General features: G+C 64.1%; 19 protein-coding genes. 11 read left to right on the top strand and 8 right to left on the bottom strand.

Annotated elements, in window-relative coordinates; all coding sequences use genetic code 11:
- Positions 1 to 71 precede the first annotated feature (71 nt).
- Positions 72 to 257, bottom strand: a complete 186-nt coding sequence (locus tag GTA51_RS04590; protein WP_160959089.1) for a helix-turn-helix domain-containing protein — start codon at positions 255 to 257, stop codon at positions 72 to 74.
- Positions 258 to 594: 337 nt separating this feature from the next.
- Here GTA51_RS04590 and GTA51_RS04595 point away from each other — a divergent pair, with 337 nt between their 5' ends.
- Genes GTA51_RS04595 through acs form a run of 5 tightly spaced genes read left to right on the top strand, consistent with a single transcriptional unit; the run spans position 595 to position 6294 of the window.
- Positions 595 to 1668 carry a type IV pilus twitching motility protein PilT gene (locus GTA51_RS04595; protein WP_160959091.1) on the top strand — a complete coding sequence of 358 codons (1074 nt, stop codon included), beginning with the start codon at positions 595 to 597 and terminating at the stop codon, positions 1666 to 1668.
- Positions 1669 to 1675: 7 nt separating this feature from the next.
- Positions 1676 to 2830 (top strand): type IV pilus twitching motility protein PilT, encoded by a 1155-nt coding sequence (locus tag GTA51_RS04600; RefSeq protein ID WP_160959092.1) that lies wholly within the window; start codon positions 1676 to 1678, stop codon positions 2828 to 2830.
- Positions 2827 to 3453: a hypothetical protein gene (locus GTA51_RS04605; RefSeq protein ID WP_160959094.1), complete on the top strand. Its 627-nt coding sequence runs from the start codon at positions 2827 to 2829 to the stop codon at positions 3451 to 3453. The genes GTA51_RS04600 and GTA51_RS04605 overlap by 4 nt, the downstream gene beginning before the upstream one ends.
- 2 nt (positions 3454 to 3455) lie before the next feature.
- Complete coding sequence (locus tag GTA51_RS04610) at positions 3456 to 4334, top strand: LytR/AlgR family response regulator transcription factor (protein WP_160959095.1); 879 nt, start codon at positions 3456 to 3458, stop codon at positions 4332 to 4334.
- Between the two features lie 31 nt (positions 4335 to 4365).
- The gene (gene acs, locus GTA51_RS04615; RefSeq protein ID WP_160959097.1) at positions 4366 to 6294 is read left to right on the top strand and encodes an acetate--CoA ligase; all 1929 of its coding nucleotides are present in this window, start codon (positions 4366 to 4368) and stop codon (positions 6292 to 6294) included.
- Between the two features lie 323 nt (positions 6295 to 6617).
- On the opposite strand, the gene GTA51_RS04620 is transcribed toward acs, so the two are convergent.
- Positions 6618 to 7031, bottom strand: coding sequence for a hypothetical protein (locus GTA51_RS04620; RefSeq protein ID WP_160959098.1), 414 nt, complete (start codon positions 7029 to 7031; stop codon positions 6618 to 6620).
- A gap of 211 nt (positions 7032 to 7242) precedes the next feature.
- Here GTA51_RS04620 and GTA51_RS04625 point away from each other — a divergent pair, with 211 nt between their 5' ends.
- The 3 genes from GTA51_RS04625 (at position 7243) to GTA51_RS04635 (ending at position 11299) form a co-directional block, all read left to right on the top strand.
- Complete coding sequence (locus GTA51_RS04625; RefSeq protein WP_160959100.1) at positions 7243 to 8520, top strand: double-cubane-cluster-containing anaerobic reductase; 1278 nt, start codon at positions 7243 to 7245, stop codon at positions 8518 to 8520.
- Positions 8517 to 9275, top strand: a complete 759-nt coding sequence (locus GTA51_RS04630) for an acyl-CoA dehydratase activase (protein ID WP_160959102.1) — start codon at positions 8517 to 8519, stop codon at positions 9273 to 9275. The genes GTA51_RS04625 and GTA51_RS04630 overlap by 4 nt, the downstream gene beginning before the upstream one ends.
- A gap of 551 nt (positions 9276 to 9826) precedes the next feature.
- Positions 9827 to 11299, top strand: a complete 1473-nt coding sequence (locus GTA51_RS04635) for an outer membrane homotrimeric porin (RefSeq protein ID WP_160959103.1) — start codon at positions 9827 to 9829, stop codon at positions 11297 to 11299.
- A 153-nt stretch (positions 11300 to 11452) separates the two neighbouring features.
- Here GTA51_RS04635 and GTA51_RS04640 read toward each other — a convergent pair whose 3' ends face one another.
- On the bottom strand, positions 11453 to 11800 hold the full coding sequence (locus GTA51_RS04640) for a hypothetical protein (RefSeq protein ID WP_246197980.1): 348 nt from the start codon (positions 11798 to 11800) through the stop codon (positions 11453 to 11455).
- A 509-nt stretch (positions 11801 to 12309) separates the two neighbouring features.
- On the opposite strand from GTA51_RS04640, the gene GTA51_RS04645 reads away from it, so the two are divergent.
- The 3 genes from GTA51_RS04645 to GTA51_RS04655 all read left to right on the top strand — a co-directional run bounded on the left by GTA51_RS04645 (position 12310) and on the right by GTA51_RS04655 (position 14390).
- Positions 12310 to 12690 carry a RidA family protein gene (locus GTA51_RS04645; RefSeq protein WP_160959105.1) on the top strand — a complete coding sequence of 127 codons (381 nt, stop codon included), beginning with the start codon at positions 12310 to 12312 and terminating at the stop codon, positions 12688 to 12690.
- Between the two features lie 168 nt (positions 12691 to 12858).
- Positions 12859 to 13938, top strand: a complete 1080-nt coding sequence (locus GTA51_RS04650; protein WP_160959106.1) for a TOBE domain-containing protein — start codon at positions 12859 to 12861, stop codon at positions 13936 to 13938.
- A gap of 32 nt (positions 13939 to 13970) precedes the next feature.
- Complete coding sequence (locus tag GTA51_RS04655) at positions 13971 to 14390, top strand: universal stress protein (protein WP_160959108.1); 420 nt, start codon at positions 13971 to 13973, stop codon at positions 14388 to 14390.
- Between the two features lie 18 nt (positions 14391 to 14408).
- Here the strand turns inward: GTA51_RS04655 and GTA51_RS04660 are convergent, their stop codons facing one another.
- The 5 genes from GTA51_RS04660 to GTA51_RS04680 form a co-directional block, all read right to left on the bottom strand.
- Positions 14409 to 17210 carry an autotransporter family protein gene (locus tag GTA51_RS04660; protein ID WP_160959109.1) on the bottom strand — a complete coding sequence of 934 codons (2802 nt, stop codon included), beginning with the start codon at positions 17208 to 17210 and terminating at the stop codon, positions 14409 to 14411.
- A 191-nt stretch (positions 17211 to 17401) separates the two neighbouring features.
- Positions 17402 to 18868, bottom strand: coding sequence for an ammonia-forming cytochrome c nitrite reductase subunit c552 (locus GTA51_RS04665; RefSeq protein ID WP_160959111.1), 1467 nt, complete (start codon positions 18866 to 18868; stop codon positions 17402 to 17404).
- 33 nt (positions 18869 to 18901) lie between these two features.
- Positions 18902 to 19363 (bottom strand): cytochrome c nitrite reductase small subunit, encoded by a 462-nt coding sequence (gene nrfH, locus GTA51_RS04670; protein WP_160959112.1) that lies wholly within the window; start codon positions 19361 to 19363, stop codon positions 18902 to 18904.
- A gap of 392 nt (positions 19364 to 19755) precedes the next feature.
- Complete coding sequence (locus GTA51_RS04675) at positions 19756 to 20157, bottom strand: VanZ family protein (protein WP_160959113.1); 402 nt, start codon at positions 20155 to 20157, stop codon at positions 19756 to 19758.
- A gap of 370 nt (positions 20158 to 20527) precedes the next feature.
- A complete protein-coding gene (locus tag GTA51_RS04680) occupies positions 20528 to 21382 on the bottom strand; it encodes a zinc metalloprotease HtpX (RefSeq protein ID WP_160959115.1) in 855 nt (284 codons plus the stop codon).
- Positions 21383 to 21811: the final 429 nt, after the last annotated feature.

Here is a 21811-nt window from a genome sequence, read left to right on the forward strand (position 1 = left end):
CCGTTTCTCCACACCAGGGGCGCAGGCAAAAAAGCCCGCTTCCCGATCAAACCCCTCTTGGGAACAGGCCTTTATCCCTGCAACCGCGTCATCCGAACTACTTCGTCGTGACAAATCCGCCAGCCACGGCCCACCTTGGCCCCACGAAGCTCATGCACTTTGAGGAGCTTGCGCACCGTCTGGTCACTGCATTTGAGCAATCTGGCCACTTCCTGCACCGTGTACGTCTCCTTCACCTCTGCTTGGCGCGTGTGCATCTCGCATCTCTCCTTATCGATAACAAACGATAGCTGCGATGGCGGCCGACCCAAAAAAAACGCCTGCGTTAAGGCGAATACCCGCATTCCAGACGCCTAGCGTTTCACTTTCTTGTTCATTGGCCGCACCTGTTTTACTTCATTAAACTTGGAACGATCCTTCCCATCGCCCCGTTCCCCCGCAAAGCCCGATACGACGCCGTCTGGACTGTCCGGCTCGGGGAGACCACCTCGCTCTCTACAAATTCCATGCCCGGCCTCCCACCGTCGGGGCGATTCCATTTCCAGCCGCTTCCATGCTAGGCATCGCTATCCCGCCCGCAAGGAGCGCCGGCCCATGGCCCAACTCGATGCCTTTTTCAAGATGCTCAAAGACACCGGTGCCTCGGACCTGCACATGGCCAGCGGCTCCCAGCCCATGCTGCGCATAAGCGGCCGGCTGGAACGCATCAAATACAAGACGCTCGAAGAAGACGAATTAAAAGCCCTGCTCTACGAAATCGCCCCGGAACGCCTCGTTTCCGTCTTTGAAACCACCGGCGACCTGGATTTCGCCCACACCGTGCCGGGCGTGGGGCGGCTGCGCTGCAACTACTTTCGCCAGGAACGCGGCGTGGCCGCCGCCTTTCGGGCCATCCCCGAAAACGTGCCCACCCTGGCCGAACTCAATCTGCCGGGTATCCTTGGCGAACTGGCCATGCGCCCCAAGGGCCTCATTCTCGTCACCGGCCCCACCGGCTCGGGCAAATCCACCACCCTGGCCGCCATGCTGCGCCACGCCGCCGACAACCGGCGCGACCACATCATCACCATCGAAGACCCCATCGAATTCGTGCACACCTCGTCGAACTGCCTGGTCAACCAGCGCGAGGTCGGCCGGGACACCCGCTCCTTTGCCACGGCCCTGCGCGGGGCCTTGCGCGAAGACCCGGACATCATCCTCGTGGGCGAAATGCGCGACCTGGAAACCATCGAACTGGCGCTGGAAGCAGCCGAAACCGGCCATCTCGTGCTCTCCACCCTGCACACAGTCTCGGCGGCCAAGACCATCGACCGGATCATCGACGTCTTCCCCGGCGACCGGCAGGCGCAAATCCGCTCGGCCCTGTCGGAATCGCTGTCCGCCGTCGTCTCCCAGACCCTGCTCAAACGCGCCGACGCCCCGGGCCGGGTGCTGGCCATGGAACTGCTGCTGGCCACCACCGCCGTGCGCAACCTCATCCGCGAAAATAAGATTTTCCAGATTCCCTCCATCCTGGAAACCAGCAAGTCCCACGGTATGCGCACCTTGGACGACTGCTTGGAGGAACTGCTGGCCAATGGCCGCATCGCCCCCACCGACGCCTGGAGAAACGCCGTCAATAAGACCCGTTTCGCCGCCAGCGCACCCCAATCGCCGGCCGAGGCCTAAGCACGCTATGCCGCGCCGCATCCTTGATACCTTGGCGGGAGCCGCCCTGGAGCAGGCACCTGCGGCTTCGGATTTCCTTTTTACGGCCGGTGCGCTGCCTGGAGCACTCATCGATGGCGCGTTTACGCCGCTGACCCTGCCGGGCCAAAGCGCGCCGCTGACTCCCCACCAGACCGGGCTGCTGGCCCGGGGACTGCTCGGCGACGCCTGGGGACTGGTCACCGATCTGCGCCGCCGGGGCAGCTGCGACGTCAGCTACCGCCATGTGAGCGGCACGCGTTTTCGGGCCAACATCCACCGGGCCGGCGGCAGCATCGGCATCATCCTGCGCCGCCTGCCCACCACCCCGGCCAGCCTGGAGAGCCTGGGCCTGCCGCCGGTGCTGTCCCGACTGACCGCCCTGGCCGACGGGCTGGTGCTGGTGGTCGGGGCCACGGGTTCGGGCAAATCCACCACCCTGGCCGCCCTGGCCACCGCCATCCTGGCTGCCCGGCCGGTCCATGTGGTGACGCTGGAAGACCCCATCGAGTGCCTGCTGCCGCCGGGCCGGGGACTGGTCAGCCAGCGCGAACTGGGCACTGATTTCCCAAGCTTTGCCGAGGGGCTGCGCGCCTCCCTGCGCCAGGCGCCCCATGTCATCGTCCTTGGCGAGGCCCGGGACCGCGACACCGTGGACGCTGCCCTGGCCGCCGCCGAAACCGGCCATCTGGTCCTGGCCACCCTGCACACCGCCGACTGTGCCGGGGCCATCGAACGTTTGCTGGCCTTTTTCGGTGCCGCCGAGGAAAAGCTCGCCCGCAACCGGCTGGCCGGCTGCCTGCGCTATGTCGTGGCCCAGCGCCTGTTGCCGCGCCTGGGCGGCGGCCGCGTGGCCTCGGTGGAAGTGCTCTATGCCAACCTGCGGCTGCGCGAACGCCTCGCTTCCGGCCAGGACGCCGGCCTCGGGTTTGCCGACATCATCGAGCAGGGCGGGCCGCATGGCATGGTGGGCTTTGACGCCGCAACCGCCGCCCTCTACGCCGCCGGGCTGGTCAGCCTGGAAGCGGCCCTGGCCAAGGCCTCGGACCGGGCCGCCCTGGCCCGGGCCCTGGACGCCGTCAAAGTCGGGCGTGGCCTGCCCGTCTCCGACATCACCGGCCTGTCCCTGGAGAGGCCGGCATGAACGCGCCGACCGTCGTCATTGCCTGCCCCTGCGGCGGCCACAGCCTGACGCTCCCGGCCGACAAGCTGCCTGTGGGCGGCCGGGCCGCCTTTGTCTGTCCGGTCTGCCGGGTCCGGCGCTCGGTGGTTCGCACCCGGGCCGGCGTGGAAATCGACGGCCAGCCGACAGCAGGCCTTGCCGGAGACGCTCCCCTGGCAGGGAAACCGTCGCCAAGCGCTGCCCCGCCAACCGCCCGCATCGCCCTGGCCCTTGTCGCCGATGCCGGATGGCGCGAGGCGCTCGCCGCCGCGCTGCCGCCGGGCTGGCATGTCCTGGCCCCGGAAACCGCCCCGCAAGCCGTGGTCGATTTCCAGGCCCACGCCCCGGGGCTGGTCCTGGCCGACGACAGCGCCCCGGCCCTCGCCGTGGCCGCAGTCGTCGCCGCCCTGCCCGGCAGCCACCGCGAAAGCCTCGTGCTGCTGGCCCTGGTCCCGGCCCCGGAGGCCGATCCGCTCACCACCTTTGCCTGCAGCGCCGATGCGGTTCTTGACAGCCGCGACACTGCCGATCTGGCCGAACGCCTGCGGGCCGCCTTTGACCGGGCTGCCAGCCTGCCGTCGCTTTTCACCGAGGGGCGCGGCTGACCATGGACCGCATCACCGCCCTGCTCGTCCATCCCGATCCCGCGGTTCGCACCGCCCTTCGGGAACAACTCGCCACCGTGGATTTCATCCGGGTGTTGGGCGAGGCGGCCGATGCCTACGAGGCTTCGGAACTGTTGCGTGCCATTCCCTACGGCCTGCTTTTTTGCGGGGTGGAGCTTGGCGGCGAGGTGGGAGGCTTTGAACTGGCCGAAGCCCTGGCCGCGGCCAAACGCCAACCCGGACTGGTCTTTATCGCCGACGACGAAGCCCGGGCCTTTCGGGCCTTCGAGCTTGGGGCGGCCGATTATCTGCTGTGGCCTTTTACGCCCCAGCGCTTCGCCCAGACACTTGAGCGTCTGGCCCGGTTCCGGCCGGCCTTTCGCGAAGCCCCGGCCCCGGAATGGCGGGCGACCTCGGCCCCGCGCGACGACGACGATGCGGCCGATGACGAGGAAACCGTGCGCCTGCCCCTGGAAGAAGACGAAGAGGACCGCTTCCTCTCGGCCCTGCGCCAGGCCTGGGATATCCGCCACGAACGGCCCGTGGACATCGAAAAGCTGCCCATCACCCTCGACGGGCGCACCATTTTGCTCCCCTACACCCAGATCCTTTTTATCGAGGCCTACGAGGACTATTCCTTTGTGCACACTGCCGCTCAAAAGCTCCTCACCTCGTATCGCCTTAAAAACCTTGAAGAACGGCTGCGGCCCCACCGTTTTTTCCGGGTGCATCGCAAGTATCTGGTCAACCTCGATCAAGTGACCGAAATCGCCACCCTGCCCGGCGGCAATTTCATGCTGCGAACGGCCGGCAAAACCCGCATCGAGCTGCCAATAGGGCGTCGCCGCATTGGCGAACTCAAGCAGATTCTCGGACTGTAACGGCCATGCGACACTGCCAAGGAGAAGAACGATGACGCCGACCGGAACGCTGGATGCCCTGCTCGTGGAACAACGGGTATTTCGGCCGGCCCCGGCCACGATCATCGAGGCCAACGTCAAACCCCACGATCTGGCCGAAGCAACTGCCCTGGCAGCGGCCGACCCTCTGGCCTATTGGGAAAAGGCCGCCCTGGAACTGGAGTGGCACCGCAAATGGGACGCGGTCCTCGACGACTCCGACGCGCCCTTTTACCGCTGGTTCCCGGGTGCCCAGGGCAACATCGCCCACAACGCCCTGGACCGGCATGTCCACGCCTGGACCAAAAACAAATTGGCGCTCATCTGGGAGGGCGAGGCCGGGGATTGCCGCAAATTCACCTATTTTGAGCTCTACCGCGAGGTCAACCGGCTGGCCGGGGCCTTGCGCGCCCTGGGGGTCACGCGCGGGGACCGGGTGTGTCTGTATCTGCCGCCCATTCCCGAGACGGTTGTGGCCATGCTGGCAGCGGCCAAGATCGGGGCGGTGCATGTGTTCGTCTTTGCCGGCATGTCGGCCAAGGTCTTGCGCGAACGCATAAACGACTGCCGGGCCAAGGTGCTTATCACGGCTGATGGCTTCTACCGGGGCGGGCGGCTCATCAATTTAAAGACCGTGGTGGATGAGGCCCTGGCCGGCGTGCGCAGCGACGCGGCCGAAACGGTGGTCATCGTGCGGCGCAGTGGTGATGACATCGACATGCAGGAGCCGCGCGACCTCTACTACCATGATCTGCTGCGCCAGGAATCGCCCGAGGCCGCCACGGAAATCATGGAAGCCGACGATCCGCTGTTTTGGCTGCACACCTCCGGCGCTTCCGGCAAGCCAAAGGCGGTCATCCACGGCCACGGCGGCTATATGGTCGGGGCGCACCACACCTTTCGCACCGTCTTTGACATAAAGCCCACCGACATCCATTTCTGCACCGCCGATCCCGGCTGGATCACCGGCCACACCTACGGCGTCTACGGGCCGCTTTTAACCGGAGCCACGGTCATCCTCTACGAAGGCCATCCGCTCTATCCCCAGGCCGACCGCCTGCCGAGCATCATCGAACGCTACGGGGCCACGATTTTTTACGCCACGCCGACACTCATTCGCATGCTCATGCGCTACGGGCCACAGTATCCCAAAAAGCGCGACCTCTCGACCCTGCGCCTGCTCGGCAGCGTGGGCGAACCGCTCGGAGCCGAGGCCTGGATGTGGTTTTACAAGCATTTCGGCGAATCCAAGTGCCCGCTGCTCGACACCTGGTGGCAGACCGAGACAGGCATGGCCATGATTTCGCCCATGCCGATTTCGGTTTTAAAGCCCGGTTCGGTGGGCAAGGCGCTCCCTGGCATCGACGCCGATGTGGTGGACGCGGCCGGGCACAGCGTACCGCCTGGGCAGGGCGGCTTTCTGGTGATCAAAAAGCCCTGGCCGGGAATGCTTCTTGGCCTTGAAGGCGACGCGGCCGGCTATGTGTCGACGTATTGGGAGCAGATTCCGGGCCTGTATTTCGCCGGCGACGTGGCCCGGCGCGACGAGGACGGCTATTTCTGGATGCAGGGCCGGGCCGACGAGGTGTTAAACATCGCCGGCCACCGGGTGGGCACGGCCGAAGTGGAGGCGGCGCTGACATCGCACCGCTTTGTCAGCGAAGCAGCGGTGATCGGCCTGCCGGATAAGATCAAGGGCGAGGTGGCCAAAGCGTTTGTCATCCCCGACCCCGGCTGGGTGGAGGCGTTTGCCGACGCCGACGCCTTTGGCGCGGAGTTGCGCAGCCACGTGCGCCGCGAACTCGGCCCGATTGTGGTGCTGCGCGCCGTTGAGTTGCGCGATACCCTGCCCCGGACCAGGAGCGGCAAGATTTTGAGAAGGCAGCTGCGGGCAGAGGAGTTGGGGGAGGGGGTGGAAGGCATCACTGCGACTGACGATTGAAAGTGCAGTTGCTTTTTTCTAGCGAGGCCCAGACCGTCCTCGGGTAGCGCGGCCGAAGCGCCGCCCGCACTATCGACGCCGCCTTGTACCGGATCGCGCCCGCTCGCCGCACCGTCGCCTCCCATCCCACGCAAAAAGGCCGCAACCCGGTCCAGCCAACGCATCCTGTCTTCCAGGATGCCGCCAAACCCGGTTGCGGCCTTGAAAAAATCCCCCGATCATGCCCCGCCCCTCGCTCCCTGCGCAGGGGTCCGGGGGGAGCATCCCCCCGGCGGGGTTTGGGGCAGCGCCCCAATCTTGACTCGTCCGTCTTATCCCGCCCCCTAGGGCGACGCGGAGGTTCCCCGATAGGTCGGCGACTTCTCGATCAAATCCGTTAACAACAGCACCATGGACAAATCGCGCTTGTTGTCCGGTGTGACAGCCGAAAGAACATAATCTTTGAGTGACGCGCCGGTGGTCGGCAGATCCTGGGGACCGCCCTGCTTGGCGTTATGGACCGATTCCATGAAAGACAACAGTAAATAGGGCCAAACATCATCGTAATAGAGGTGGTAGTCCAGAATCTCCTTGATTTTAAGGATCGCGTACAGAATGTTCTCGATCTCCCGATAATCCCTGGTCCATAAATCCCGGTCGCTGATGTGCGGCCGGCGGGGGGACAGCTCGGTGTCCAATGCTTCCCGGTACGGCCTGCTCGGCAGTCGGCGAGGTTGAAATTGCAGTATCTGAGCCATATGCCTTTCTCCCTGGCGGCAATGTGGTCCGGCGGTCCTGCCAGACTCACGCGTGTACCTCCCTCTTCGGTCGCTTTCCGGATTCCTTTAGCTCCCAAATGGATAGTTTGTAACGATGCCAATCGCCCAAACGCATTGAAACAAACGATTTCACGCCCGCCCAGGCCCCAGGTAAAAGGGTGCAATTCAAACCTTTCACCCGGAGGATGCCATGAGCGACGCGGCCCATACGGCCATGTGGGAACGGCTTGATCTGGACATCGAAGCCCACGACGCCCTGCTGGCGGTCTTGGGGAAATTTTACGGCGATATCTACTTGGCCCAGGAAGGCCGGCTCAAGGGCGCGGAGTACCTCGATTTCGTCCTCTCGGAAGTCCATGGCCTGCGCATAAAGGAATTGCAGGACGCCAAGGCCGCCGGGAAAAAGATCGTGGGCACCTTTTGCGTGTTCGTGCCCGAAGAGCTGACCCTGGCCGCCGGGGCCGTGCAGGTGGGGCTTTGCGCCGGGGCCAAGGCCGGCACCGAACTGGCCGAGACGTTGGTGCCGCGAAACACCTGCGATCTCATCAAATCCTTTATCGGCTTCAAGCTGGCCCGCATCTGCCCCTATACCGAATCCTGCGACCTGATCGTCGGCGAGACCACCTGCGACGGCAAGAAAAAGGCCTACGAGGCCTTTGGCGAACACGTCCCCATGCACGTGATGGAAGTGCCCCAGTGCAAGGCCCCGTGCGACCGCACGCTCTTTCGCGCCGAGCTCGTGCGCTACAAAGAGGCTCTGGAGCAGCTCACCGGCCAGACCATCACCGCCGAAGCTCTGGCCGAGGCCACCAAAGTCGTCAATGCCAAGCGCCGGGCCTTGCAGCGTCTGGCCGCCCTGCGCGCCGCCGAGCCGGCCCCCATTTCCGGCCGCGACGCCCTGCTCGTCAACCAGATCAGCTTCTACGACGACCCGGTGCGCTTTACCGCCAAAATAAACGAACTCTGCGACGAGATCGAAGCCCGCATCACTAAAGGCCAAGGCGTTGCCCCGGCCAAGACCCCGCGCCTGCTCCTGGCCGGCTGCCCCATGGCCGTGCCCAACTGGAAGCTGCCCTATCTGATCGAAAGCTCCGGCGCAGTCATCGTTGGCGAGGAATCCTGCATCGGCGCGCGCAACACCCGCGACTGCACCGACGAAACGCCGGGGAACCTCGACGCCATGCTCGACGCCCTGTGCGACCGCTATATGAAAATCGACTGCGCCTGCTTTACGCCCAATACCGAGCGTCTGGACAATATCGCCGCCATGGCCCGGGATCTCAAGGCCGATGGCGTCATCCACTACGGTTTGCTGTTTTGCCAGCCCTATGCCCATGAGGCCATGAAAGTGGGCAAGGCCATGGACGCCGCCGGCATTCCCTACCTGTCCATCGAGACGGATTACGGCATGGAAGACGCCGGCCAGCTCAAAACCCGGGTGGAAGCCTTTGTGGAGACCCTGGCATGACGGAATATGCGGGCCTGGACATCGGCTCGCGCAGCATCAAGCTGGTGGTGCGACGGGGGGGCGCGGTGGCGTCCTCCCGCCGCCTGCCAACGACCTTTGATCCGCTGGGGCAGCTGGAAAAGCTCTTTGCCCACGGTGTGCCCGAGCGCCTGGCCGTCACCGGCTACGGCCGGGAACTGGCCCGGGAGCGCTACCCCCAGGCCCGCGCCCTGACCGAAATAAAAGCCCACGCCCTGGGTGCCGGGAGCCTTTTCCCCCAGGCGGCGACGCTGCTCGACATCGGCGGCCAGGACACCAAGGCCGTGGCGCTGCTCCCGGGCGGCAAGGTCGGGCGTTTTGAAATGAACGACCGCTGCGCCGCCGGCACCGGCAAATTCCTGGAATATACAGCCACGGTCTTTGGCCTGTCGGTTGCGGACTTCGGCCGGCTGGCCCTGACCGGTAACGACGCCCCGCTCATCAGTTCCATGTGCACGGTCTTTGCCGAGACCGAGGCAACGACGCTCATGGCCCGGGGCGTGTCCCCGGCCAACATAGCCCTGGGGCTGCACCGCGCCGTGGTGGCGCGCACCATGGCCATGCTCGGCCGGGTGGGGCTGACCGCGCCGCTGGTCTTTGTGGGCGGGGTGGCGCGCAACCCGTGCATCGTTCGTCTGTTGGCCGACGCTCTGGGCCAGGAGCCGCTGCTCCCGGCCGAACCGGACCTGACCGGGGCGCTCGGCGCGGCCCTGTGGCTGGAAACGACGGCGGCCTGAACCCGCGCAGTCCGCCCACTGCCCCCCCGGTCGGCCCCTGCCCGCGCCAGTCCACCCCTGCCTGCCGGTCCAAATCTACCCGCCGGTCGGCCCCGCCCGCGCTGGTCCGACGCTGCCAGCCGGTCGGCCCCTGCCCGCGCTGGTCCAATCCCTTCCGCGACGGTCCAACGCTGCAGCGGGTCAGCCGCTGCCCACACAGGCCCAACGCTCCCCGCCGGTCGGCCTCTCTGTCTGTACAGGTCCGATCCTGCCCGCGCCGGCCCAACCCGGTCTGCAGCCGCCTGCCGACCGGCATCCATCAAAACAAGTAACCATCCAGATTTATTAGAACTTACAAAAATCAAACCGTGTAACCCAATTCCACAAGCAGCCGACAGGACTCTTGCCGGACCAATTAGTTTCCATGAACAATAATTTATAATTTGTAACTTGTTTTACCGTTTGACCCGGCGTACCTCGTTGCCATGACAACTTCCGGTACGCCGCCGGAGGTTGCCGGTGCCTCGATGGCAGTTCGCTTGATCCTGCCTGATTTCCTGGAGGAAGGACGTATGAAAAAGTTTGGATGTCTCGCTTTGACCGCTTCGCTGCTTTTCGGAGCAGCCGCTGTGGCCGGGGCCGCCACCGAAGTCAAAATGACTGGTGACGCCCGCGTGTATGGCAATTTCTTTAGCGCGCGCAACTTCACCGGCTGGAACAAGGCCGGAACCAAGACCGAGGATTCCTTTGAAATCTGGGAACGCTTCCGCTTGCGTTCCGATTTCATCGCCAACGAAGGCGTGAAATTCCGTCTGGGCATCAAGGTGGAAGACACCTGGGGCCATGGAACCTTCACCGCCGCCAACCCGGAAACCTCCATACAGGTCGATCTGGCCTATCTGCAGTTCAAGGTTCCCGGTTGCCAGGACATCGAAGTGACCGCCGGTTTGCAGGACGTGAACCTGCCCCAGAGCGGCCTGTTCTTCGGAAGCCCGGTCTGGAGCGACAAGATGGCCGCCTTGACCATCAAAGCGCCGCTCATTGACAACACCCTGTCGATCATGACCGGCTTTGGCCGTCTGATTGACACCAACCGCACCTACGACAACACGACCACCCAGGTGGCCGACGAGTTGGACGCCTATTTCCTGGCCCTGCCCGTCACCCTGGAAGGCTTTAAGGCCACCCCCTGGGGCATGGTCGCCGTGGCCGGCCGCAACGCCAACTACGGCTTCAAGGACACCACCGACACGGTGGATACCGGCAACAGCTTTGCCAACACCCTGGTCTCGGCCGGCAGCTCGGCCAATATGACCAGCAACTACGGCACGGGCCGCTGGAAGAACGGCCAGAACCCCTACTACTGGGTCGGCGGCGCGTTTGAAGTGACCGCCCTTGACCCGGTACGCTTCTATGCCGACGTCATCTACGGAGCCGGCGCAACAGGCGACACCAAGGGTGCCAAGCGCGAAGGCTGGATGGTTGACGGCGGTGCGGAATACACCGGCCTGGACATGGTTACCCCGCAGGTCTTTGCCTTCTGGTCCACGGGCGAGGACAAGTCCACGTCCAACGGTTCCGAGCGGATGCCCTACATGCGCTCCACCTGGGGACCGGGCAACAGCTTCCTGTTCGACGACAGCCAGGAACTCGGCAAGGGTTCCAACATGTACGTGTCGCCGGTGGGCAACTACGGCATCGGTGCTTCGCTTAATAAGATGTCGTTTCTCCAAGACCTGTCCCACCGCCTGACCTTCGTCTACCTGCGCGGCAACAACTCGGCCCGGGCCATCCGGTATGCCCGCAACACGTTTGCCAACGACTACTTCACCATGGGCCACGACCTGACCACCAACGAATACCTCATGGGCCTGAACTTCGACACGAAGTACATGATCTATGAAAACCTCGCTGCGGTCATGGAAACGGGCTGGGCCCATGGCCAGTTCCAGGAAAGCGTCTGGGGCCATCGCCTGGTGCATCAGGCCAGCGAGAACGGCAACAACGCCTGGAAGGTGGCGCTTGGCCTGACCTATAAGTTCTAGCGAACAGATTGCCATCGGCGCATCAAAGGGGGGCCTTTCGGCCCCCCTTTTTTTGGGCGCGTCCGGTCAGGCGCACCAAAAAAAACGGGGGGACAGCGCCCCCCCGTTTAAGCCAAACAGTCTGCCGGCAGCCACGGCAGAAACCAACGCGCTCTATTCGAATTCAAGCTCCAGATCGGTTTCACAGAAATCGAACTTGGCGGCCTTTGTTTCCGAGCCGTCCGCATAGACCACTTTGATCCACTGTTCGCAATCCTGGGTATTGGTGTGGCCGGCCCATACCAGCTTGGCTGTGGCTCCTGGCTTTATCATAGTGCCAACATCAAAGGAACCCCACTTGCCACCAGCCTCCTTGACCAGCACTTTTGTAATGCCGACACTCGTTTTGTTATGAACCTTGAAGGAATAATCATCTGCCGCAACAGCAATACCTTGAAAGGCAAAGAAGGACACAACAAGCAAAAGAATACATTTTTGAGACCAGCGCATTTTAGAAAACAAAGTAAACTCCTTTCCTTAGTTACTATGACAATTATGCCCAAGTTCGCCTTCGCCAAATGCCAAATCACAATAAAAAACGGTAACACATTTTTATATTGTAACGACTCCATTAAATTCGTCAACCCACCCGCTCCCCCTCACCAGCACCGCTCGGCACCCTGTACAAAGCAAGCGGCGCGTACCACAGCCACCACCTGCCAAACCGCTGCACCGATCCAGTCGCCACACCAATATTTACGGTCAAATCGTCCCGATGCCACCCCCTGGGCCGGCGACCGCACGGCGGGTTTAGGAGCAGCCCCAAAAGGCCGCTTCCATCTTCCCGCCCCGCACTCCCCGGCCGCCGGGGCATCTTCCCGGACCAGGGGATTGGCGCTATACTGCCGCACGGCCCGGCCGAGGCGACATGGCCGGTGGCGACAGTTGACGCCGCGCCCCGGGCAACGCACACTGCGTCAGACCGCCCTGCCGGCGGCCGCGTCCCCATCGCCAGCCAAGGAGGTTTCCCAATGTCCAAGCAAGTCGTTGTCGCCGAAGGTTCCTCGCCGCCCATCGGCCCCTATTCCCTCGGCGTGTGGGCCGGTGATCTGCTCTTCGTCTCGGGCCAGACCCCCATCGATCCGGCCACCGGGGCGGTGGTCCCCGGCTCGGTGACGGACCAGGCGCACCAGACCATCAAAAACGTCCGCACCGTCCTTACAGCCGCCGGCCTGACCCTGGACAATGTGGTCAAAGCCACGCTGTTCATTAAAGACATGGACAATTTTGCGGCCATAAACGAAGTCTACGCCAGCTATTTCGCCCAGCCCTACCCGGCGCGTTCCTGCGTCGAGGTGGCCAGACTCCCCCGGGACGTGCTGGTCGAGCTTGAGGTCGTGGCCGCGCGCTAGTGCCGCGTTTGCGAAATTGCCACTATGGTCTGCATAGCGGTAAAATACTTAATTTACTGCACTTATTTACAAAAAACATAAATGTTTTTTGTGAACGCTACGCTAGAACGTGACTTTGCGGGCCTGCCCGTAACATTTCGACCGCACAGATGGAGGCGGGGAGGTTTGATGGACGAGACGAATAATGCCGCGCCCGAGTCGGGGGGCAAGCGGTTTCGCGCGGCCCGGATTTTTTCCGTGCCCGATGATGTCAAATTTCTCGACACCTTGGAGCTGACCCGGCTCTCCGAGGCTTTTTCCGCTTGGACGACCCGGGCCGGACGGCCGGATGTGGCGGTTTCACGCAACCGGGTGCGGCTGATTTATCTCATGCTGCGCCACACCGGGGCGCGCCTGGGCGAGGTGCTGGCCGTTAACGACCGCAGCGACGTCAATCTGGAAAACCTGTCGGTGATGCTGGGCGGCGGCGAGGAAGGGCCGGGCCGCGAGGTGCAGATTCCGGCGGAACTGGGCGAAGCCCTGGCCGCCGTCTTTGACGATCCGGCCTACGCCAGCCTTCGCGGGGGGCTTTTTCGCCTGGACCAGGGCCATGTGCGGCGCAAATTCTACGAACGGGCCGAGGAATGCGGCTTCACCAAGGAGCTGGTCAACCCCAGCACCATCCGCCGCTCCCGGGCCGTGGAACTGTTGCGCGACGATGTGCCCCTGCCCGTGGTCCAGCGCATCCTGGGCCATTCCACCGCGGATTTGACCGCCGCCTTTCTCCATCTGCCCGAAGATCAACGGCGCAAGGTGGAGCGCCAAGTGCTCACCCGGGAAACCCGGCGCACCAGCGCCCGAAACGCCTTTTTCGGCCGGGTGGCCCGGGTGCAGCGCGGCGACATCCAGTCCATCGTCACCGTCGAAAGCCTGGGCGGCCATGCCGTCAGCTCGATTATCACCAACGAGAGCCTCAAAAACCTGGGTGTTACCGAAGGCAGCTTCGTCACCGCCGAGATCAAGGCTCCCTGGGTGGTGCTGGAGGCTGCCGTCGATATGCCGCGCTCCACAGCCGGCAACCGCTTCCTGGGCGATGTGGAGCTGATCCGCCTGGGTGAACTGACCAGCGAGGTCATCGTGGCTCTGTCCGACGACACCCGGCTGTGTGCGGTCATAACGACCCAAAGCGCCCGGGAGCTGGCCTTGGCCGAGGGACAGAAAGTCTGGGCCATGTTTACCGCCTTCGCCGTGGTGCTCCACGTGGAGTAGGCCGCAGCGGCAGGCGCAAACCGGAGTGGGCCATGAAAAAATGCATCGTGTGCCTGGACGGCTCCCAGCCGTCGTTTCGCGCCCTGGAACGGGCCTTGGACGAGGCCGGCTGCGGCGTGGCCGATATCCTGGCCGTCACCGTGGTCGAGGCGCTGACTTTTTTCGATTGCAGCGCCACCGACTGCGACAAGGCCTTCGCCACCATCCTGCGCGAGCCGAAAAAGATCCTGGCCGAAGCCGAGGAGATCGCCCGTTCCCGGGGCGTGACCATCCGCACCCGCTACGAACCGGGCCGCCCGGCCGAAACCGTGGCCCGCATCGCCCGGGAAGAAGGGGCCGCCGAAGTCTTTATCGGCAGCCGGGGCAAGGACGACGTGGAAAATATGCTGCTGGGCAGCGTGTCCATGCGGCTGGTGCAGATCGCACCCTGCACGGTGGTGGTGGTGCGCTAACGCGCTAGCCGCAGCGCCTTAAAACGTCAGCCGCAGCCCGACAGACAGGGCCATATCCGAGCGCGCGCCCCCGGCCAGACCGTCAAAGCGGGCGTTTATGGCCCGGCCGGCCGCACCGCCAAGGGTCAGCCCGGCCCCGAACCGGGCCTGATCACGATCCGAAGCGCCGCCGGAAACGGCAAATTGCTCCTGCGGCGCGCCGGCAAAGGCCGCCCGGACCAGCGGTGCCGTGTCGCCGTATTCGTGCCGCCAGCCGCCCCAGATGTCCGGCGTAAGTGTCCATCCCCCCACTTCAAAAGCCTTTTGCAGCCGCAGCCCCAGCACCGAGGCCAGGGACGTGCTGTCACTGGCCGGGAAAGCCAGATTGGCCGCCCCGGCCCCGGATTCGCCGTAGGCGTTGCGGTGCAGGCCCAGGTATTGGGCCTCGACAAACGGCTCGGCCACCAGGGCGTTCCCCAATTCCACCGTGCGCCCGGCCCGCAGATAGGCCAACAGCTCCTGCATGGTGCTTTGGCTTGCGGCCGTACTTGACCAGACCGCCCGCTCGGTATGCAGCCGGTGCGCGCCGTAGGCAACCATGGCGTCCAGGCTGTACGGGGCGAAATCCAGGGAAACATACGGCCCAACGCGCCAGATATGGTCGTCGCTGGTCCCTGTGCCGCCGTAAAAATCGGCCCGCGACCAGGCATAGCCGCCAACCAGTCCCAGCCGCACACCGGGATACGCCCGGACGCCGACCCCGCCCATGGCCCCGGTCAGGGAACTGGCGTAGCCCGGGGCGTCGCCGCTGGCCATCCCCTGGCCCTTGGCCCCGTAGACCGAGGCAAAGACTTCCACCGGGCCTTCAACGGCCAGCCCCGGCCCGCCTGCGTTCGCCGCCGGCAGGGCCGCCTGCAGGGGGCTTACCCCAAAGGCCGCCCGCCCGGCAGCGGCAGACTGGCCCAGGTCGGCCAGATCGGGCAGGCCCGGAGACTGGTCGGCAAAGCCCGTCGGGGCCAGCCCCCCGGCCCCGACGACAGGCCCCGTCGCTCCCCGAAGCCCGCCCATGCGGGCGGCAAAGGCGCTGCTAAAGGCCGAGGCCGCGTCCACCGACAGCACCATGGCCCGGGTCTGGGGGCCGGGCATAAGCCGCGCCGTCAGGCCGGCCGGGTCGCCGGACTGATCCAGCAGACCAATAAGCCCTTCCATGGCCGGATTGACCGTCGTGGTGATGCCGTCGAGAGCCGCACCCAGGGACGGGTTGGCAGCAGACCGGGTGTACCAGCCCAGGTCGCGAAGCCCGGTCACGGTCAGGTTGGACCCATCCGAGGTGGAGGAAAAGCGCACCATGGGCAGATTGCTGGAAACGGCCGGCCCGGCGGCCGGCCCGGCCAGGGAACCGGCCTCGATGAGCCGGTAGGACTGGCCGTTGGCCACATAGCCGGACGTATCAAAGGTCAGGGCCAGGGCGGTGTCGCCCCCCAGGCGCACGGACTCGACCCCTGCCACCGACACGGGCGAGATCCCCAGGGGCGAGAGGCTAAAGGCCAGGGTGGACGCCCCGGACGTGGTCAGGCTGTCAACGCCGGCCCCCAGGTCGATGCGGCCGGAAACCCTGCCGCCGAGCACCTCCAGCCGGTCGTTGCCGCCAGCGGTCTGGACAGCGTACGCGCCGCCGGCCAGGCTCCCGGAAGTGACGATGGTCGTATCCCCGGCGTCGGCCCGAACGGCCGTGCCCGGCGAAGCAATGGTCCCAGGATTATCGAGCCTGTTGCCAGGGCCATACGCTTCGGCCATGGCCCCGGCACTTGGCGCCTGGCCCAGGAAAAGGACGGCCACGTTTTCGGTGCCGGCCAGACCGAACTTGGCCGTGGTTGCGCCGGTGATGGTGCCGCTGTTGGTGACGCTATAGCCGGGCGAAGAGATAAGCAGCCCCTGGCCGCCCGAGACGACGGCCCCGGCCCCGATGGCAACCGTATCGCCGCGCGGCTGAAACGAGCGGCCGGCCCAGAGGGTGTCCAGATTGCCGGTGACGGCAAAATCACCGGACCCGTTGCCGGCAGTGTAGAGATACGAGGTCAGGGAATAGATGGCATAGACTGAATATCTTGAGCTACCGGGCAGAATAAATTCCGACAGGCCCTGAATGTCGGCCAGGGTGTCGCCGTGGCCCCAGCGGTAGGTGTAGCCGAGCTGGGTCCAGGGGAAATGGCTCGCGCCGTAGGCCGAGGCTTCCCAGTTGGCGTAGTAGGCGGTGAAATTGGCAAAGGCCGCGTCACTCATGCCGGCCGGGCGGACGAAGGCGGCGGCGCTGCCAAGGGAAGTCGGCTGTGTGGCGATGGACGGGTCTTTGGTCGGCCGCTGGATGGAATCGAGGCTCGGCGTGACGAGCATCTCGACGATGGTGTCGTTGCTGTTGGAAGCCGGCATGCCCAAAGCCTGGGACGTCGCCAGCTTGGCGTCGGCCGCCGTGACGCCCGTTTGCGACCAGTAGGATTTCAGTTCGCCGCCAACGGTCACCCAGGTGGCGCTGGAACTGGCGGAGCCATACACGCTCATGGTTTTGCCGGGGTAGGCGCTGGTGTAATAGGATGATTTGGTGAAGGTGGCGGCCACCACCTTGCCGTCCACGTAGGTGTTGCCATCGCCGGTCCCGGCCCCGGTGATGACTTTGAGATTCCTCACCGTCCAGGGTCCGGGGTTGGCGGCGTTGGCCCGGGCCTCGGCCACGGCCGCATCATAGGCGTCGTCGGCTGCGGCAGGGGAGCCGCCCAAGCCAACCAGCAGGAGCACCAGGACAAGCACGGGAAAAGACCGTCGCAATGCTCTCGGGTCAGGCATGGGACACTCCTTGCGGCCGGATGGTGATAATTTTTTCCTGTTAGTTCAATCACCTCCAGGAGTCAAGCACCCTGCAGTTTCTTTGGCCCCTGACCGCCACGCCGCAACGGCCGGGCGGCCCCCCCAAAAAATGCGCCCGCCCCGAAATCCTCGGGGCGGGCGCTGGAAACGCATTCTGGTCCCGGCGTGGCCTAGAACCGGTCCTGGACGCCCATGGGGTCTTTAAACTCCTGGTCGGGCTGTCCGGGCAGCTTCTTGGTGCCCCGGCCTTCCAGGTACTTGGACAGTTCCAGATCGACCTTTATGGGCACGTCGATGCCGGCCTTGGTCAGAATCTGGCGCAGATAGGCCTCGGCCTTTATGGCAAAAGCAATGGAGTCGCCCAAAACGCGCATGGCTTCGGTGGGGTTGTGAAAGCCCATGGAGTTTTCCGCGCCAATATACAGCGAGCGGTAGAAGGCTTCCTCGTAGTAGTCCTTGGCCTTGTCGTAAAGGGCCTGGTCAAAGGTCTTGCCGTCTTGCCTGGCCTTGTGCACGGCCTCAAACAGCTTGGCCGTGGCAGCGGTGGCGTTGCCGGCCCGAATCTGCAGCGAGACGGTGCGGTCCTGGATGGTGGTCACCTGCTGCTTGAGCCACTCCGGCGTCTCGGTGTGGCACTGGATGCAGGCCTTCATGTCGTTTTTCAGCGGCGACGTCACCCGGTGGTCGGAAATCTTGCGCACGCCCACCTTGGTATAGGGCATGTGGCAGTCGGCGCAGGCCGCCCCGGCCTTCCAGTGGACGCTGTTGTTGGAGAAAAATTCAAATTCGGGGTGGCGGATAAATCCCAGCTTGAAGCCCGTGACGCTCTGCTTCCATTCGCGGTAGACATCGTCGCTGCGGATCTTTTTGATCACATCCTCAACGGCGATGCCGCCCCATTTGCCGTACTGCCAGGGGAAAATCAAGCCCACAGACTGCATGTCCTTGTCTTTGGGGATGCTGTAGGTGACATGGCACTGGGCGCAGACCACCGAACGCATTTCCTGGCGGGTCAGCTTCTTCCAGTCCACGCCCAGGCCCTCCAGGGCCGGGACCAGGGTAAAGCCCCGCGAAACAGTCAGGCTCATGTCCTTGTTGTTGTGGCAGTCGATGCAGGCCACGCCCAAGGTCTGAAATTTTTCAGGAATCTTGGCCAGCACTTCCTTAAAGGGCAGCTTGTAATAGTCAACGCCCATTTCCTTGACGAGCAGCGGTGCGTAGGGCGTTTTGCAGCTTAAGCACACGCCGCCGGCTTTGAGGCGGGAGGCGTCCACTTCGAGCTGGTCGCGCAGCATATAGGCGTGGCCGCGCGGCTCGTTGTATTCCACACCAAAGCCCCAGCCGTTAAACAGCAGGGCCATGTAGGGAAATTCGGCCAGCTTGTCGTAGGTGATGCGGTCGGCGTCAAAGCCGCGTTTGTATTTGCTCTTGCCGGCGGCCGTCGGCTCCTCGGTCATCTTCCAGGTCTCGTACTCTTCGGGATAGGCCTTGCCCCACACGGCCGGATCGATTTCGCCGTCGGGAATGACAACGGTCTTGACCGGCTCGGGTTTGGGTGGCGAGCAGGCGTACGGAACAAACAGGAACGTGGCCAGCGCTGCGCCAAGCGCCATTTTATAGAGTATTTTTCCCCGCATGGTCATCCCTCTCTCGGCCGGAGCCGGTTGGCGTTAACGCGTGAAGGGCACGCCGGCGTGCCGGTGCATGACCCGGCGATGGCAGTCCCAGCAATACCGCTTCTGATCGATCATCTCCACGGCCGTCTCGTGGCAACGCACGCAGTTGGCCTGGACCACCGCCTTGCCATGGGCGGAAATCCGAATGTCGTCAGGCACCCGGCCCGAGTGAAAGACCACCACATCCTTCATGCCGTCGATGCTTTTCCAGACATAGTGGTTGGCCAGGTTGTCGTTTGGCAGATGGCAGTCCACGCAGCGTATGCGTTTGTGCGCCCCCTGGTGGAACCAGGCCTCATACTGGGCCTCCATGACATGGCAGGAAGCGCAGAAATCGGGCGTCTCGGACTTGGCCAACAGCCCCGGCGGTCCCAGGGCCAGAAACAGCCCCACGCCAACGACCACAAGCCCGACAACGACAAGGAGCCGCACGCCCCCTTTGCCGGCATGTCCCATGGTCCCTCTCCTCGCTAAAAGGTTTTGGGACTATGCTACGATAGCCAAGCCGGCATGACAATGCGACAAGCGAAAATAACAGCTGTATACAAAAAGATAATCAAACGCATCAGGCCAGCAGGAGTGGCGCAAAAACGTTGCGCTTAACCTGTCTGTTGCGTGGAGGGCGGGCCGCTGCCACAATCGGCTGGCAGGGGAACGACTGATTTGATCAAAAATGCAAAACGGTTTTTTTGATGCAGCTGGTGGGGGAAAAGGCCGGGCCGGCCAGTCGCCGGAATACTCCGGCGCTGGCCCGATTGCTGGATGGGGCTCACCGAAGTCAGCCACGTTGCGGCGGTGTGCAGGAATGCCCCGGCACCGGCCTGCTTGTTGGATGGGACGGGAAAAGGCTAAAGGGCGCGGCCGCCCTCTTCCTGGCGCAGCCCCCGGCAGGCCTCACAGCGGGCCAGCAGCGTCTGGGCGAGCCACATGCCGAGAAAAACACCCACGGCATTGGCCACGGCGTCCAGCATGCTCGAAGCCCGGCCCGGCACAAACGACTGGCCCCATTCGATCAGGCCGCCCAGCGGAACCATGCAGTAGGCGGCGTTGCGGGCGGTTTCGCCCTTGGCAAAGGCCACCAGCGGCAAGGCGCCAAGCCAAGCATAGCACAACAAATGATACACCTTGTCGGCGTTCCAGAATTTAACCGGCAACTCCAGGCCGGGCAACAGCGACAGATAGACCGTGGAGGCTATGGAAAAAAGCCACACGGCCATGACAGCCCGGCGAAACAACACAATGCGGTTCATTCTGATTCCTTCATGCCTCCGGCGGCCGGGGGGGGAGGCGCCTGTTAGAAGAATGCCTCCGGCGGCCAAAGGGGTGGCCCCTTTGGAATCCCACCTGGAAGGCAAGGGGTTTACGGGGAACAACGTCTGTCGCTGCAACGCAGTCTCCCCTAGAAATTTTCCCCTTGAGGGGTCCTGGGGAATATCCCCCGGCTGGCAGAGCAACGGTGGCTCTCGTCAAGCGCCCCCTCGACTGTCCCGGTCACAGCTGCCAGATTGCCAGCCAACGCCAAAAACCCCTTGAAATATTTCTCCCTTTCAGGGGGTCCGGGGGGGATGATCCCCCCCGGCCGCCGGAGGCCTCTTCGCCTCGCCTTCCACTCTTCTCCCCCTATCGCCCGGCCATGGCGCGCAGGCGGCGGATGCGTTCTTCGGTGGGCGGATGGGTGGAAAACAGCGAGGCCATGGACACGCCGGCAAAGGGGTTGACGATGAACATGTTTTCCGTGGCCGGGCTGGCGTTCATGGGGATTTGCCGGGAATAGGTATCGAGCTTGCCGAGTGCTCCGGCCAGGGCCAGGGGGGTGCCGGACAGTTCGGCTCCGGCGGCGTCGGCCAGATATTCGCGCGAGCGGGAGATGGCCATTTGAATAAGCGATGCGGCGATGGGGGCCAGAATCGCCATGAGCAGGCCGCCGAGCACGCCCGAGCCGCCGCCTTCCTCGTCGCTGCTGCGGGAACCGCCGAAGATGGAGGCCCATTGCAGCATATTGGCCAGCATCATGACGGCACCGCCGAGCACGGCGGCGATGGACTGGACCAGGATGTCGCGGTTTTTGATATGACCCAGTTCGTGGGCGATAACGCCGCGCAGTTCTTCGGGCGAGAGCAGGCGCATAAGCCCCTGGGTGACGGCCACCACGCCGTGTTCGGGATCGCGGCCCGTGGCAAAGGCGTTGGGGGCTTCCTGGGGGATGAGCATGACGCGGGGTTTGGGGATGCCGCCGTTTCGGGCCAGTTCTTCGACCATGGCGTGCAGCCCGGGGGCGTCGGCCGGGGACAGTTCGCGGGCCTGATACATGGACAGCACGATTTTGTCGGAAAACCAGTAGCTGCCCAGGTTCATGGCCAAGGCCAGGGCAAAGGCGATAACGAGTCCGGAGCGGCCGCCCATGGCTTGGCCGACAATGCAGAAAAGGACGGTGAGCAATCCGAGGAGCAGGGCGGTTTTTATCTGGCTGGTCATGATGCGGTGGTCCTCCTGGCAAGGAAAGACCTCGCCCGGTCCGTGTGGGCCAGGCGAGGTCGCTTACTCATCGTGTTCGTATATTGCCGAAACCAAGTTCACAACCGTCGCGGCGTCGGATTGTTCCGGTCTTTGCGGCCGGTCCGCGCCCGAAGCACCCGGCAGGAAGGTATCTCCCCCCGCCCGGCGGGTTCCGGAGAGAACCTCCGGTTCCCGACTTCGCGGCGAGTCATCTCGCCGGGAGTGGGTTTCTGTGTGGTTTTGGCGCGACGTTCGCGCAAACTTTGTTCGCGGGTTTCCGTACTTCCGGGACCATTCCCCTGGGCGACGCCTCCTCCCCCGAGGGGGCTGCGTGTCGCGTACTCTGGGGCTATGGGCGATCGGGCAAGTCCTTTCGCCTTTACGGCCTTTTACCGGCCGTTCCTGCGG

The sequence above is a fragment of the Solidesulfovibrio aerotolerans genome, from assembly GCF_009856865.1.
In the GTDB taxonomy this organism is placed as follows: Bacteria; Desulfobacterota; Desulfovibrionia; order Desulfovibrionales; family Desulfovibrionaceae; genus Solidesulfovibrio; species Solidesulfovibrio aerotolerans.